The organism is Xylanibacter caecicola (assembly GCF_013166515.1).
Classification (GTDB): Bacteria; Bacteroidota; Bacteroidia; order Bacteroidales; family Bacteroidaceae; genus Prevotella; species Prevotella caecicola.
The window spans coordinates 61683-76863 of the sequence record NZ_JABKKJ010000006.1 but is presented as its reverse complement, the minus strand read 5'-3'; the positions used below and the strand labels follow the sequence as shown (position 1 = coordinate 76863).

Below are 15181 nucleotides of genomic sequence, written 5' to 3'. Positions count from 1 at the left end.
GTCCTGTTATTTGCCTTTATTGTATCTTATGCGTTGCGTTATCACCGTTATTATTGCAATGGCGATGAGGAGTATGGCGGTAATGATGAACATATCCGCAGCTTTCAGCCAGAATGTTGTGGTGTATTGTGTGCCGTTGATGAACATGGGATGCGCCGAACCGGCAACGAACGAGACAGACATACATGCGACGGTGACCGCTGCCGTGATTGCGGCAATGCGCCGTGACGGTATGTTGTTGGCGTTTGCGGTGCTTCTGTCGCGGCATTTCACTTCCCTGACAATGGCAAATGCCATTGCAGCCAGAGCCGTGACGATGAGCAGAATGGCAAGGATGATAACGGCATCGGTGAGAAGCGGCGACTTGAATTGTGGGTCGTCATCCGATGGAATGTCATATCCTATCATGTAGAAGCATCCGAATATGACAGCCGTAATTGTCGCCACGACGTACAGCACACGTGATGAAAATTTCTCAGCCGTAGTCTTTCCCGTTGCCTTTTCTTTATTTCCGGAGAATATCATCGTGCTTGTCTGCTTTTCATTATTATGTCGAGCAAAGATATGGCAGCCTCTTCCATCTGTGTGGTTATGTGCTCGATTTTAGTCAGAATATAGTTGTAGAACACTTGCAGGATAAGTGCGGCGATGATACCGAATATCGTTGTGATTAGCGCAACTTTCATTCCGGCCGCCACAATGGTGGGACTTATGTCGCCAGCTGTCTGTATCTGTTCAAATGCCATTACCATTCCGACCACCGTACCGAGAAATCCTAATGACGGGGCAATGGCTATGCACAGTGTTATCCACGTACATCCTTTTTCAAGATTGGCGGACTGTACCGAACCATACGACACGATGCTGCGTTCTATATTCTCCATAGGCTCGTCTGTACGCATGAGCCCCTGATAGCAGATAGACGCCACCGGACCGCGCGTCTCGCGGCATATCGACTTGGCGCCGTCAACGTCCCCGTCCATTATCTTTGCCTCGATGTCTTCCAACAGTTTGCGTGTGTTTATCTCGGACAGGCTCAGATATATAATTCTTTCTATGCAGAAAGTGAGTCCTATGATAAGTGCCAGCGCCACAAGAGACATGAACCCCACGTTACCTTCAATGAATTTTACCTTTATGCTCTTGTATAAGCCGCCGTTGTCTGTCGCCGTTGCATAATCTTCAGGTGCTTCCGCGAATGCCGTCATGACAGTGTCGGTAGCCGTGCTGTCCGTTTCAGCCACATCCGTCTGTGATGTTTTCTGTTCCGTCTGTACGGATACAGTGTCACCCTGTGCGGTTGCTGTGATTGTAAAAATAAATATCAGGGATAAAGAAAATACGACTCTTGTAATCAATCTGTTCATTTGGTACGTATTAAAAGATGTTTGCGGAAAGAGGGGGATTCGAACCCCCGATACGCTTTTGACGTATACACGCTTTCCAGGCGTGCCTCTTCAGCCACTCGAGCACCTTTCCTTAATGTGGCACGACAATTGCCGTTATGCGCTGCAAAATTATTCTTTTTCCCTCTATTAAACGCATAAAATCACATCTTTTTTATGTTTTCGTGTTTTTTTCTTTTATTTTTACACTTGCAACAGTCGGAATAATGAAGGCACGGAGGGTGAAATCCTGCATGCAGAATGTATTCCCTCCGTGCCTTTTAAGGTAAATATTGTATAACGAACAGGTGTTCCTGACCGATTATATATATTAATGTGTGGGTACCGTGAGCCTCTGTCGATAGCCCGTTTATTTGCTCGTGTCGCGGCTTGTGTGCTTAGTGCGCTTGTAACTGCGATACTCGTCTACTGGAATTTCCACATCAGGCTCTTCCAATGAACAGGTCTTGGGAAGCCCGAACTTCATATATCTGATGTTAAGTCCACGTTCAATCCACATGTTCTCGTAGTATGTGCGGATTGAAAGTATCCTCCGTGTCTCGTCGTCAAGTCCGTCGGTATGATACAAATCCTCGGTTCTGAAAAGCAGAGGCAGGTTGTTGTGACTGACAACATGAGTCGTATATGTGAACAGGAAGTTGCTGTCGGTCTTGAGATGTACGGTTCCGTTGTCGGCAAGGAACTTGCGGTAGCGTTCCAGAAAAGCCGTTCCTGTGAGCCGCTTGCTGACTTTCTTTATCTGCGGGTCGCTGAATGTAAGCCATATTTCCTGCACTTCGCCGTCGGTGAAAAACCGTTCTATCACCTCGATGTTGGTGCGGAGAAACGCCACGTTCTTAAGTTCCTGCTCCAAAGCCAGTGTCGCACCGGTCCACATTCGCGAACCTTTGATGTCCACGCCGATGAAGTTCATGTCGGGATACAGCTGTGCCAGTCCCACCGTATATTCTCCCTTTCCGCATCCGAGTTCAAGAACTATCGGATTGTCGTTGTGAAAATAATCCTCATGCCAGCGTCCTTTCATTTCGAAAGGAACCTGATCGACAACCGAATAAGGGTATTGAAAAACGTTCTCATACCGCTCCATGTCGGCAAATTTAGCTAATTTCCCCTTGCCCATCAGTGTTATGCTCTGTGTTTGTCTTCTGTTTTTTAGTTCCGGATATTATTCTATCACAACCTTGGTCCAGCCGTGTACGTCAGGCTCGGTGCCGTACTGTATGCCTCTCAGCTTGTTGTAAAGAGCGGTACTTATCGGTCCCGGCTTGCCGTCCTTGCTTATAACGTAGCTCTTTCCGTTCTCAAGGTCGTCTATTTTCGATATCGGACTTATCACCGCAGCCGTTCCGCATGCTCCCGCCTCTTCAAATGTGGCAAGCTCTTCTTCCGGTATCTGCCTGCGTTCAACGGTCATTCCCATATCCTCGGCAAGCTGCATAAGACTCTTGTTGGTGATACTCGGCAGTATGCTTGTAGACTTCGGAGTTACGTATGTGTTGTTCTTTATTCCGAAGAAGTTGGCGGCTCCGCACTCGTCTATATACTTCTTTTCCTTTGCATCGAGATAAAATTCGCAGGCATAGCCCTTCTTGTGTGCAATGTCGTTGGCTTTCATGCTTGCGGCATAGTTGCCTCCCACTTTGTATTTGCCCGTGCCAAGCGGTGCCGAACGGTCGTAGTCGCGTATTATTACATACGGGTTTGTGGAGAAACCGCCTTTGAAATATGGTCCCACGGGGCTTACGAATATCACGAAAAGATATTCCTTGGCAGGGTGAACACCCACCTGTGCCGTCATGCCGAGCAACAGGGGACGGATGTACAGCGTCGCTCCGCTTTCGTATGTAGGTATGTATTCCTGATTGAGACGCACCACCTTGCGCACCATTTCCTCGAACAGTTCGGTGGGCACTTCAGGCATCATTATTCCACGGCATGTGCTTTGCAGACGTGCCGCGTTCTCGTCCATGCGGAATACACGTACCTTGCCGTCCGGGCATCGGAAGGCTTTCAGACCCTCGAACGCCTCTTGCCCGTAGTGCAGACAGGTTGCAGCCATGTGCATGTTGATGTATTCCTCGGAGCAGACTTCCACTTCTCCCCATTTGCCGTCGCGGTAGTAGCAACGTACATTATAGTCTGTCGGAACATAACCGAACGACAGGCCGGACCAGTCCATATCTTTCATGACAATCTGTTTTTAATATTATACAATAATTGTTATTTACTACAAAAGTACAAAGAAAACCTCTTTTCTGCAACAAATAGCAATAAAAAGAAGTTAATGGCTGTTTTTTATGAATGTGGAGCAATGTTTAATGGCATGCAAAAGGGGATAGTCGATGGTGGAAGGGCGAGGGGAGTGGAAGTGGAGAGAGGATGATGTATATATAAAAAGGTAAGGAGAGATGTGAACGGAGATATGGGAAGATAAAAGAAGATAAGGGAAGATAAAAGACAATAGCTTTAGACCTGACAACAAAGCATACGTCCTATATCTTCCCTTATCTTCTTTTATCTTCCTTTATATTTCCCTTTTTCTTACTTGATATCTTCTTTTATCTTCCTTTATATCTCCCTTTTCTTCTTAATGGACTTACTCTATGAAGATGTCGAATATCTCGTCTTCGTCATGCTTGTTTTCTTCTTTTGCCGGTTTGGGTGGGTTTTTCAGGTTCCCCTTTTCGTCGAACATACCGTATGTGGTGCGCAACACGATGAATTCGGTGCGGCGGTTCAGCTGGTTACACATCTCCTGTTTGTCTTTGTCAAGTTGCTTTATGAAGTCTTCCGTAAGCACGTCGCCCTCCTTAAGCCATGGATAAGCCTCTGTCAGTTTCTTGCGTATGGTCTTGGGTTTCTCCTTTCCGTATCCCACGGGTGTAAGCCTGTCTTTGGCTATGCCGTGCGCTATGAGATATTCCACCACCGTCTCCGCACGTTTTTGAGACAGTTTTTTATTGTATGCTTCACTGCCTCTGTAGTCGCAGTGTGCGCTCAGTTCTATCGTAACGTTGGGGTTTTCTTCGAGCAACTTCACCAATTCATCGAGTGCGGTTGCCGACTCAGGTTTCAAAGTATACTTGTCGAAGTCGTAGAAAATATTGTCTATCAGCACCGGCACACGTATCGATGCGAGCGGGAATTGCAGCACATGCTCCTCCGACTCGTCCGTCTGCCGTATGCTTATTTCCTCCTTATGATTAAGAAAACCCTTGCATGTGGCAAGCATTATGTAGTCTGTTCCCGGGTTGACAACCTGTGTGAAAGAACCGTCGCCCTTTACGCTCAGTTTAAGATTTGTACCGTCGTTGCCTACCATATATACCTGTGCGGCAGGTAGTTCGTAGCCTTCCATTTCGTAGACCCAGCCTTTTACGGTCTGTATTATCTCCGGCTTCTCAAAGCTGTATATGTGGTCCCAGCCCCTTCCGTCGCCTCTGTTCGACGAGAAGAAACCACGGTTGTGCGGTCCTTCGAATGTCATTCCGAAGTCGTCGCCCTGCGAGTTGAGTGGATATCCGGGATGTTCAAGTACGAATTTGCCCGTCTTTTTGTCGGGCGAAGCAATGAAAATGTCCAGTCCGCCCATGCCGGGATGACCGTTGGATGAGAAATATAGGTCGCCATTTGGTCTGAATGTGGGGAACATCTCGTCACCCGCCGTATTGACAGGCTCGCCCAAATTCTCCACACCACCAAGCCCGGCGCCCGTTATTCTTACGCGCCATATATCCAGTCCGCCCTTTCCTCCCGGCATGTCCGATGTGAAATAGAGCCACTCTCCGTCTGGTGATATGGCGGGGTGGGCATAACTTGACAGCGTGTCGCGTGTGATATCGAGCTTTGTAGCCTTGCTCCATGCCGCGTCGGTGCGGTTGGATGTAACAATTGTGGCGTACCTTGGATATGCCGGATCGCTTGTACATTGTGTCAGATACATCTCTCTTTGGTCCGGTGTAAAGCAGCATGCCCCCTCGTCAAACTCAGTGTTCAGTCCCGACTCTATGGTCTGCGGCTTTCCCCATTTGCCCTTGTCGTCTTTTTCAGAGTAGAATATGTCGCCGTTTTTCGTACCAGTTATGCCGCTCAACTCATCACCCTCAGCTTCGTTTCGTGTGGAAGTGAAATAGAGTCTGTCGTACTCGTCGCCGTAGAACATCGGCGAGAAGTCTGCCCGTCGTGAGTTGAAAACGTCCATTTTCCTTACGATATATCTTGACCCTTCTTCTTTCTTGCGTTGCGCCGTAAGAGCGGATTCCAGCCCGTTTTCAGCCAGTCGGTTTCCTTTAAGGGTGTCCAATACCGTTTGGAACTCTCTTGCCGCCTCTTTGTAATTGCCGTTTTTAAGCAGCAGTCGTGCAAGGGCGGCATGTGTTTCGGGCGTGTCCTGCTTGTATCTTATCACATTGCGATATGCCGCTATGGCTTTCTGGTGAGAGTTCATGCGGTCGTAGCAACGGGCAAGTTTTGCCGCCCGCTGTCCGCGCTTGTCCCTTTCCTTGGGCGGAGTCTTGCCGTAAGCCTTCTTAAACTGTATCGCCGCCTCGTAATACTCGCCTATGGCAAGAAACTTCTCGCCCTTCTTCATATTCTTGTCCGCGCCGCACGATGCCGTCATAACAAGCATTACTGCCGCCGTGCACACTGTGATGATTTTGTTTCTCATTTATTATTGCAAACCCTCAGAAGTGATTTTTATGTTTATATAATAACGTACCGGCGCGCAATATATTGCAGATGCGTCATTTATGTGTGTCATGAGATGTCGCGGACGGGTTGCCGTCGAAAGGCATGCGATATCCGCATCCTTCTTTCCAGCGGCTGCATCCGTATGCCGTCTTACCTTTTATTATCGTTCCCTTGCCGCATACGGGACATGTCTTGTCTATGTACGGATCGGTTTGAGAGTTGTTTTCGGGGGCTTGCACATCGGCAGTCTTTTTCTTCTTTGGCTTGGTTGCGGCTTTCTTTCGTGGCGTGGAGGCTTTTTTCGCAGCCTTTTTCTTCGGCTCATCTTCCGTGGTTACGGTGATGTGACGGTTGCTGTTGTCGGCAAGCACCTTGCTCACTATGTCGTTTATTTGCTGTTTCAGCTCTTCAACAAACTGTGCCGCATCGTATTTGCGGTGCTCTATGTCGCGCAGTTTCTTCTCCCATATACCCGTAAGTTCGCAGCTTTTGAGCAGTTCTTCGTGTATAAGGTCGATCAGTTCCATGCCCGTTTCAGTTGCAATTAGGTTCTTGCGCTCGCGCCTTATGTAGTGTCTTTTGAACAAAGTCTCTATTATCGAGGCGCGCGACGACGGCCTTCCGATGCCGTTTTCCTTAAGCGCAGCGCGCAGTTCGTCGTTTTCCACGAACTTACCTGCCGTTTCCATGGCCCTCAGCAGCGTTGCCTCGGTGTACGGTTTGGGCGGTGTTGTCCATTTTTCGGTGAGCGTTGGCTGATGATCTCCGCTTTCTCCTTTGGTAAAAGCAGGCAGAGTGCGTTCGTCGTCGCCTTTCTTTGCATCGTCATCGTCGTTTTCTTTCGCCTCCTTTCCATACACAACGCGCCATCCCGGTTCGAGAATTTGCTTGCCGGAAACCTTGAACTCGATGTCGTCAACGGCTCCGAGTACGGTCGTTGTGGAGAACTTGCAGTCCGGGTAGAATGCCGATATGAAGCGGCGTGCCACAAGGTCGTACACATGACGCTCCATGTCCGATATGGCGCGGGCAGGTACTCCGGTGGGAATTATGGCATGGTGGTCGGTCACTTTCGACATGTCGAACACCTTCTTGCTCTTTGTAAGCGGTGCTCCGACGAGCGGTTGTGTCAGTGTTTCATATCCGGCAAGTCCCTTGAGTATGCCCTGGCACTTGGGATAGATGTCGTCGCTGAGGTACTGAGTATCCACACGGGGATACGTGGTGAGCTTCTTTTCATAGAGACCCTGTATGATGTTAAGCGTCATTTCGGCGCTCATGCCGTATTTTTTGTTGCATTCAACCTGTAGGGATGTAAGGTCATAGAGGTGTGGAGGTGCCTCGGTGCCACGTTTCTTCTGCACGTCTGTTACGGTGAAGGGCTTCCCTTTAATCGTCTCAAACGATTTCTCGCCTTCCTCTTTGCTCGTAAACTTGCCCTTTGTGGCGGTGAACAGCGTGTCGCGGTATATGGTTGAGAGCACCCAATAAGGCTCGGGCACAAAGTTGTTTATCTCTTTCTGCCTGTTGACAATCAGTGCGAGGGTGGGGGTCTGCACGCGTCCCACGGATAGAACTTGGCGGTTTTGTCCGTATTTAAGCGTGTATAGACGGGTTGCATTCATGCCGAGTATCCAGTCTCCCACGGCACGGCTCAGTCCCGCAAGGTACAAAGGACGGTAGTCTTCCTGGTCTTTCAGGTTGTTAAACCCCTCACGTATTGCCTCGTCGGTCATCGATGATATCCACAGACGCTTCACTTCGCATGTGGCGCGTGCCTTCTGCATCACCCAGCGCTGTATCAGTTCACCCTCCTGCCCGGCGTCACCGCAGTTTATTATGCCGTCGGCTGCCTGCATAAGTTTCTCTATCACGGCGAACTGTTTCCTTATTCCGTCGTCATCGATGAGCTTTATTCCGAAGCGTTGCGGTATCATCGGCAGGGCGGAAAGGCTCCAGCGCTTCCACATATCGGTGTAGTCATTGGGCTCTTTCAGCGTGCACAGGTGACCGAAAGTCCATGTCACCTGATACCCGTTGCCCTCCATGTATCCGTTTTTTTGCGTCGTTGCCCCGATGATACGCGCTATGTCACGCGCCACACTGGGCTTTTCGGCTATGCAGACAATCATGTTTCTAATTGATAATTTACAATTTATAATTTATAATTGGGAGATAAAGAGGAGATAAAAGAAGATAGAGGGAGATAGAAGACGTATGCTTTGTTGTTTCATCATGCCATTGCCCTTCATCTTCCGTGGCGCAAGCCACATGACTTCTCATAATTCCTTTTAACTTTGTATATTGACAATCCTCTTGTAAACCGTGAAATCCGGGTTGTTGATACATCCTTGTCAATAACCCAAATCCTCGCCTACGAGTATAACCGTATGCCGTTTCACGGGATGCGAGTTGCGCATGAAATGAATGTAGTTGCATATACATTCGGGCGAATTGCAGTTGTGGCAGGCACCGTCTTTCATACATGGCGTGTCGATATCGAAGCGTGCCGCGTTTATAGGGCTTGCCGTTCCGCGTGCCCTTGCTATTGCTGCCGGAACGTCTTGTGCCACCTTGTTCATGCCGATGATAAAGATTACGTTCTTCGGTCCCCATGTTATTGCAGCCACACGGTTGCCGTTTCCGTCTATGTTTACTATCACCCCGTCCTCGCTTATGGCGTTTGCGCTCGACAGATAATAGTCGCACGAGAAAGCCATGCGGTATATCTCCGCTGCCTCTTCGCGCGTGGAAACCTCGTCACGGTCGTACACCGTGTAGTCGTTGTCGTGCAGCGCCCTTGTCAGTCCCATTTCCCTTATGGTCATGCTGCCGCCCCATGTCACGCTGCTTCCGCGCGGAATAATCTCCAGAACCTTGCCTACAGCCTCTTTAGAGGTCTTGCAATAGAACGCATTGAAGTGCCTTCTTTCAAGGCTCTTTATCATCTTGTGTGCCAGTTTCTCGTTTCTTGTTTCCTTTGGTGTCATATACAAAGATGTTGTCTGATATGTTGAACAGGGTGTCAAAGGTAATGCTTTTTGCTTAAAAACGTGCCATTTGTCCTGTGTAATATTGTCTCTCGCCCTTACTTTCCATGCCGGTATTTGTTTATACCGCCGTTTGTTGCGCATGTTGCGACGCGATATTTGCAACAGAGTTGCATGCATAAAAGTGTAATTTTGCATCATAAACAAATAAGGAAGATTTTATGATAGATATTAAATTCGTTGTTCCAGACCTGCGTAAAGTAGTGAAAATGTCTGCGACAGTTATGCTTTTTATGATTGGGACTGGCGTTTCGGCTCAGCAAGATACCGTCAACAGTGTCGTGCCGGACTCTGCAATACAGATGAAAGGCAGTACCGTCGGCGAGGTTACCGTCGTGACACGACGTCCCGGCACATCGCGTTTGGGCGGAGCGGTGAACGGTGTAAAGATAGGGCAGGAGGAACTTTTCAAGGCGGCATGCTGCAATCTGGGCGAGAGTTTCAGCACCAACCCCTCGGTGGATGTCAATTATTCCGATGTTACAACGGGCGCAAGACAGATAAAGCTGCTCGGACTTTCTGGCACGTATGTGCAGATGCTTACCGAAAACCTGCCCAACTATCGTGGTGCGGCGGCGCCTTACTCGCTTGGATATGTGCCCGGACCATGGATGAAAAGCATACAGGTGTCCAAGGGATGCTCGTCCGTAAAGAACGGTTATGAGGCGATTACCGGACAGATAAACGTGGATTTCAAGAAACCGGAAGATGAGGAAGGGGCGGAAATAAACGTCTTCGGCGACACAAAGACACGCTTTGAGGCAAACGCGGACGGCAACATACATATAAACAAAAGCCTGAGCACGGAACTTCTTGCACACTTTGAGAACTCTTTCGAGAACCATGATGAAAACAACGACGGCTTTTACGACAAGCCCAAGGTGAGACAAATCAATGTCAACAACCGTTGGTTCGGACGGACACGCAACTATATCTTCCACGGCGGCATGGGAGCTTTGACCGAGAAACGCGAAGGAGGGCAGACGCATGCCGCCGACATGCAGACCGCACCTTTATATAATATAAGGATGAATACGGACAGATACGAGGCTTACATGAAGCATGCCTTTATCCTCGACCACTCTCACGGAACCAACATTGCCCTTATGGCTTCAGGAACCATGCACGCCATGGATGCGGCATACGGGAACAAGTGGTATGACATAAACGAAAAGAACGTATATGCCTCTCTCATATTCGAGACAAACCCGACGAAAGCCCATAATATCTCGGCAGGATTGAGCTTCAATCACGACTATCTGAAAAACACACTTTATATGTACAATATTGAGACCGGCGGTCTCAGCTTCATGCGTCTCCGCGAGAAAGAGAATGTCCCCGGCATGTATGCCCAGTATACGTACAACCTGCACCACAGGTTTACGGCAATGGCGGGCATCCGTCTCGACCACAGCAATGTCTACGGCACGTTCGTCACGCCGCGTTTTCATCTGAAATATGCTCCGGCAGACATCGTCAGCATAAGGCTTTCGGCAGGTAAAGGCTACAGAACACCGCATATTCTGGCGGAAAACAATTATCTTTTAGCAAGTGGCAGAAAGCTTGTCGCAGAGCCGCTCAGGCAAGAAGAGGCATGGAACTACGGAGCAAGCACGGCTCTTAACATTCCGTTGTTCGGCGAGACGCTTAAACTCAACATGGAATATTATTACACACGTTTCAAAGAACAGGCTGTCATAGATTACGATTCGGACCCGTTTGAGATACGAATATACAATCTTGACGGCAAGTCCTATTCGCACACATTCCAGATAGATGCCACTTACGAGTTGTTCCGCGGCATGACACTCACGGCAGCCTACCGTCTCAGCGATGTAAAGACGACCATCGGGGGCAGGCTTATGGAGAAACCTCTTACGAGCAAGTACAAAGGATTGCTCACCGCTTCGTACAAGACACCGCTCGGATTGTGGCAGTTTGACGCCACATTGCAGCTCAACGGCGGCGGACGCATGCCCGCTCCATACGAAAAGGAAGACGGAACGCCGTCGTGGAACACGCGTTTCGGTGCGTACGAGCAGCTGAGCGCGCAGATAACGCGCTGGTTCCGTCACTTCTCCGTTTACGTGGGCGGCGAGAACCTTACTGGTTTCAAACAGAAAACTCCGATTATATCGGCTGACAACCCATGGAGCCGTGAGTTTGAACCGACTATGATATGGGGACCGGTGCACGGTGCCATGGTATATGCCGGCATAAGAGTGAAGATAGGACGTGACTGAATACGTTTAACTACAAAATAAAATTAGTTTTATCATGAAGAGGAATTTGTTTTTATCGCTATTGATGTTTGCCGCAATGGCTGTTTCAGCAAAAGACATCCGCAAGGTTACGGTTACGACCACTCCGCAGATGCACTGTGAGGCGTGTGAGAACAAGATAAAGAACAACCTGCGTTTTGAAAAGGGAGTGAAGATGATAGCCACCGATATCGAGAAGCAGACGGTTGTAATAACCTATGACGCCGACAAGACAACGGTGGAGAAGCTGATAAAAGGATTTGAGAAATTCGGCTATAAAGCCCGTGTGCCTGAGGGAAAACATGCCGTGCCGGCGGCTGAAGGCAACAGCTGTCATTGAAAAAGCAGTGTGAAGAGTCTTTGTACCATCCGCATTGTAGGGACATATTCTTGTATTTGTCCGCCCGTAACAGACATATTGTCAGATTGTTATACAAGCGGACAAATACAAGAATATGTCCCTACAACGCGAATGACTGACTATTTTGACACCATGCTCATGTGTCAACCACGCCCCTGTTACAGTTCAAGCGGCGTATATTCCAGTCCCCATACGTTAGCCACAGCCTCATACGTAATCTTGCCGTATGCCATGTTCACGCCTTTCTTCAGTGCCTCGTCGTCCCGGCAAGCCTGTTCCCAGCCCTTGTCGGCAAGCGATACGGCATAACGAAGAGTGGCGTTTGTAAGAGCGTATGTAGATGTGTTGGGCACCGCTCCCGGTATGTTTGCCACGGCATAGTGCAGTATTCCGTCCACCATATACGTCGGTTCGCTGTGTGTTGTCGGGTGCGAAGTCTCGAAACATCCGCCCTGATCTATCGCCACATCCACGAGCACGCTGCCCGGTTGCATCAGTTTCAGCATGTCTCTTGTAATGAGTTTCGGAGCCGCATCACCCGGCACGAGCACCGAACCGATAACCACATCGGTATCGCGAAGCTCGTTTTTGATGTTGTGTTCCGACGAATAAAGCGTGTGCACGTTGGCAGGCATCTCCACCGAAAGCTGTTTCAGTCGCGGCAGCGATATGTCGGTTATTATCACGTCGGCGCCCATTCCTGCGGCTATCCTTGCCGAAGCCTCGCCCACGGTGCCGCCGCCTAATACCAGCACCTTTGCCGGTTTCACTCCCGGCACGCCCATCATCATCTTGCCTTTTCCGCCCTTTGTGCGTTGCAGGTAGTATGCACCGTTGAGCGCAGCCATGCGTCCCGCCACCTCGCTCATGGGTATAAGCAGCGGCAACGAGCGGTCTTTTTTCTCCACCGTCTCGTATGCAATGCACACCGCACCGCTCTTCTGCATGGCGAGTGTAAGCTCTTCGTCGCAGGCAAAGTGGAAGTATGTAAACACAACCTGCCCGTTTCTTATCAGTGGATATTCCGGTTCAATAGGCTCTTTCACCTTTACAATCATGTCCGCCCATGCGTAAACATCTTCTATCGTAGGCAGAATGTCCGCCCCAACGTTGCGATATTCGTCGTCGTAAAAGCCGCTTCCTTCGCCGGCCGTGTGCTGTACGGACACTTTATGTCCATGTCTGATAAGTTCTGCAACGCCTGCCGGGGTCATGCCCACGCGGTTTTCGTTGTTCTTGATTTCTTTTGGAATTCCTACTTTCATGGTGTTTAGATTTAAAGGTTAGTATTCATTGTGGTTAAAGAGGGTATATATCACTCTTTCTTATGTTTACAAATATACGAATAAGTCGAGAACAAAACAACAAATTCATTTGTTTTTTATTGAGCATGAGGATATTTTAAAAGGAAGGAGATAAGGGAATATATATGAGGAGATAGGGGAAGATAAAAGAAGATATGTGGCTAAAGCCACAGAAGATAGAGGACAAATGTCTTGAAATCAAACAACAAAGCATACGTCTTTTATCTTCCTCTATCTTCTTTTATCTTCCCCTATCTCCTTATCTATCTTCCCTTACAATCCGGAATATGGCTCTTTTCTTGCCGATACAGTTGTACATTCAGCCTTTATTTGCTAATTTTGCGCTCAAAGAATATATACATATAATAATTATGGCAATGACATTATATCCCAAACTGATAATGGATGCCCTGGCAACTGTGACGTATGCGGGCACGAAAAAGAACCTCGTGGAGAGCGGAATGGTGGCGGACAACCTGCATATCGACGGGATGAAGGTGGCTTTCTCACTGATATTCCCACGCGACACCGACCCTTTTCTCAAGTCTACGGTCAAGGCTGCCGAGGCGGCAATACACTATCATGTGTCCAAAGACGTGGAGGTGGAGATATCGACAGAGTTTAAAAGCAAGCCGCGTCCTGCCGTAGAGAAGCTTCTTCCGGACGTTAAGAACATCGTGGCTGTAAGCTCCGGCAAGGGCGGAGTGGGCAAGAGCACCGTTGCGGCAAACCTTGCCATAGCGCTTTCGCGCATGGGATACAAGGTAGGACTGCTCGATGCGGACATCTTCGGACCGTCTATGCCAAAGATGTTCGGCGTTGAAGACGCGCGTCCGTATGCTGTCGAGAAAGACGGGCGCAACCTGATAGAACCTATAGAGAAGTATGGCGTGAAGCTGTTGAGCATAGGTTTCTTCGTAAACCCCGACACGGCAACGCTGTGGCGCGGCGGTATGGCAAGCAATGCGCTGAAACAGATGGTGGCGGATGCCGACTGGGGCGAGCTTGACTACTTTATTCTGGACACTCCTCCGGGCACAAGCGACATACATCTCACGCTGCTTCAGACGCTCGCCATAACGGGTGCGGTGATTGTAAGCACGCCGCAGGCGGTGGCTCTTGCCGATGCGCGCAAGGGCATAGACATGTATACGAACGACAAGGTGAACGTGCCCATACTGGGACTTGTGGAGAATATGGCGTGGTTTACTCCCGCCGAACTGCCTGAGAACAAGTATTATATCTTCGGAAAAGACGGTTGCAAGAACCTTGCCGAGGAGGTTGGATGCCCGCTGTTGGCGCAGATACCGGTGGTGCAGGGCATCTGTGAGGCAGGCGACGACGGCACGCCCGCCGCTCTGAACACAGAGACAATGACCGGAAGCGCGTTCCTCAGTCTGGCACAGGCGGTTGTGACCATGGTCAACAGGCGCAACAAGGAGAAGGAACCGACGCGTATCGTGAAGGTGAAGAAGTGACATCACTCACGTCGTAGGGATATTTTTCACTTCGTTCAACAACACGTCCTTGTAAATATCCGTTGCTAACAATCTTGAAATAAACGATTTGTACGTCGGACATTTACAAGGAAATACGTGAATTCGGGATAAGAAACAATAGCTTCAGTCGTGTTCTCCTCAGAGTAGGGACATATTCTTGTATTTGTCCGCACGCATCGAAGAGGCGTTCATATCAACAAATGAGGTTTTCAAGACAAATGTCTTGTTGTTTCGTCCCTTATATATATACGTGTAGATACAACAAACGCCCTATGGGGCGTACGGACAAATACAAGCATATGTCCCTACTCTGAGGAGGATATGTTCGGATGTCCGTTATCCTGAACTTGCGTAAGGAAAGTCCCTAATAGCAGATGTTGTATATTGGCATACCCCTCATTGTGGTTTGTATAATCCGCAAAACTAACGTTGTCTATACAAGAAAGTGCGGCAAATCATATTGTTATGATTTGCCGCACTTTGCTTTCATAATGGTTTCCCGTAACCCTTGAATACGCCGTCTCTTTGAAAATAAAAATCAGCCCGACGCAAAAACGGCATAAAATCGTGTGCAGCGGTAATGCGTTGTACGACAGTTCTTTATGCGA

At 48.9% G+C, this 15181-nt stretch carries 11 protein-coding genes and 1 tRNA gene; 3 read left to right on the top strand and 9 right to left on the bottom strand.

All coding sequences use genetic code 11. The features are described 5' to 3' along the window. Positions 1–6: 6 nt before the first annotated feature. The 8 genes from HPS54_RS05495 to HPS54_RS05460 all read right to left on the bottom strand — a co-directional run bounded on the left by HPS54_RS05495 (position 7) and on the right by HPS54_RS05460 (position 9088). A complete protein-coding gene (locus HPS54_RS05495; RefSeq protein ID WP_172344462.1) occupies positions 7–525 on the bottom strand; it encodes a hypothetical protein in 519 nt (172 codons plus the stop codon). Continuing rightward, positions 522–1367 (bottom strand): MotA/TolQ/ExbB proton channel family protein, encoded by an 846-nt coding sequence (locus HPS54_RS05490; protein ID WP_172344461.1) that lies wholly within the window; start codon positions 1365–1367, stop codon positions 522–524. Before HPS54_RS05490 ends, HPS54_RS05495 begins: the two co-directional genes overlap by 4 nt. Before the next feature lie 24 nt (positions 1368–1391). Then, positions 1392–1479: transfer RNA gene (locus HPS54_RS05485), tRNA-Ser, on the bottom strand. A 276-nt stretch (positions 1480–1755) separates the two neighbouring features. Continuing rightward, a complete protein-coding gene (trmB, locus tag HPS54_RS05480) occupies positions 1756–2526 on the bottom strand; it encodes a tRNA (guanosine(46)-N7)-methyltransferase TrmB (protein ID WP_172344460.1) in 771 nt (256 codons plus the stop codon). Positions 2527–2571: 45 nt separating this feature from the next. Next, a complete protein-coding gene (locus tag HPS54_RS05475; protein ID WP_172344459.1) occupies positions 2572–3594 on the bottom strand; it encodes a branched-chain amino acid aminotransferase in 1023 nt (340 codons plus the stop codon). Between the two features lie 408 nt (positions 3595–4002). Next, positions 4003–6075, bottom strand: a complete 2073-nt coding sequence (gene porE, locus HPS54_RS05470; protein WP_172344458.1) for a PorE family type IX secretion system protein — start codon at positions 6073–6075, stop codon at positions 4003–4005. Positions 6076–6151: 76 nt separating this feature from the next. Then, positions 6152–8230 (bottom strand): DNA topoisomerase 3, encoded by a 2079-nt coding sequence (locus HPS54_RS05465; RefSeq protein ID WP_172344457.1) that lies wholly within the window; start codon positions 8228–8230, stop codon positions 6152–6154. Positions 8231–8452: 222 nt separating this feature from the next. Then, positions 8453–9088: a lactate utilization protein gene (locus tag HPS54_RS05460; RefSeq protein ID WP_172344456.1), complete on the bottom strand. Its 636-nt coding sequence runs from the start codon at positions 9086–9088 to the stop codon at positions 8453–8455. A 293-nt stretch (positions 9089–9381) separates the two neighbouring features. Here HPS54_RS05460 and HPS54_RS05455 point away from each other — a divergent pair, with 293 nt between their 5' ends. Both HPS54_RS05455 and HPS54_RS05450 read left to right on the top strand, forming a co-directional pair. Further along, positions 9382–11391: a TonB-dependent receptor plug domain-containing protein gene (locus HPS54_RS05455; RefSeq protein ID WP_420907315.1), complete on the top strand. Its 2010-nt coding sequence runs from the start codon at positions 9382–9384 to the stop codon at positions 11389–11391. A 34-nt stretch (positions 11392–11425) separates the two neighbouring features. After that, positions 11426–11749 carry a heavy-metal-associated domain-containing protein gene (locus tag HPS54_RS05450; protein WP_172344455.1) on the top strand — a complete coding sequence of 108 codons (324 nt, stop codon included), beginning with the start codon at positions 11426–11428 and terminating at the stop codon, positions 11747–11749. 179 nt (positions 11750–11928) lie between these two features. On the opposite strand, the gene ald is transcribed toward HPS54_RS05450, so the two are convergent. Then, positions 11929–13035, bottom strand: a complete 1107-nt coding sequence (gene ald, locus HPS54_RS05445) for an alanine dehydrogenase (protein WP_172344454.1) — start codon at positions 13033–13035, stop codon at positions 11929–11931. A 416-nt stretch (positions 13036–13451) separates the two neighbouring features. On the opposite strand from ald, the gene HPS54_RS05440 reads away from it, so the two are divergent. Beyond that, a complete protein-coding gene (locus tag HPS54_RS05440) occupies positions 13452–14552 on the top strand; it encodes an Mrp/NBP35 family ATP-binding protein (protein WP_172344536.1) in 1101 nt (366 codons plus the stop codon). Positions 14553–15181: the final 629 nt, after the last annotated feature.

Coding starts and splice junctions, on each gene's coding strand:
- HPS54_RS05475 (WP_172344459.1), bottom strand. CDS start 3,594: ATGAAAGATATGGACTGGTCCGGCCTGTCGTTCGGTTATGTTCCGACA.
- ald (WP_172344454.1), bottom strand. CDS start 13,035: ATGAAAGTAGGAATTCCAAAAGAAATCAAGAACAACGAAAACCGCGTG.
- HPS54_RS05460 (WP_172344456.1), bottom strand. CDS start 9,088: ATGACACCAAAGGAAACAAGAAACGAGAAACTGGCACACAAGATGATA.
- HPS54_RS05450 (WP_172344455.1), top strand. CDS start 11,426: ATGAAGAGGAATTTGTTTTTATCGCTATTGATGTTTGCCGCAATGGCT.
- trmB (WP_172344460.1), bottom strand. CDS start 2,526: ATGGGCAAGGGGAAATTAGCTAAATTTGCCGACATGGAGCGGTATGAG.
- HPS54_RS05465 (WP_172344457.1), bottom strand. CDS start 8,230: ATGATTGTCTGCATAGCCGAAAAGCCCAGTGTGGCGCGTGACATAGCG.
- porE (WP_172344458.1), bottom strand. CDS start 6,075: ATGAGAAACAAAATCATCACAGTGTGCACGGCGGCAGTAATGCTTGTT.
- HPS54_RS05490 (WP_172344461.1), bottom strand. CDS start 1,367: ATGAACAGATTGATTACAAGAGTCGTATTTTCTTTATCCCTGATATTT.
- HPS54_RS05495 (WP_172344462.1), bottom strand. CDS start 525: ATGATATTCTCCGGAAATAAAGAAAAGGCAACGGGAAAGACTACGGCT.
- HPS54_RS05440 (WP_172344536.1), top strand. CDS start 13,452: ATGACATTATATCCCAAACTGATAATGGATGCCCTGGCAACTGTGACG.
- HPS54_RS05455 (WP_420907315.1), top strand. CDS start 9,382: ATGATTGGGACTGGCGTTTCGGCTCAGCAAGATACCGTCAACAGTGTC.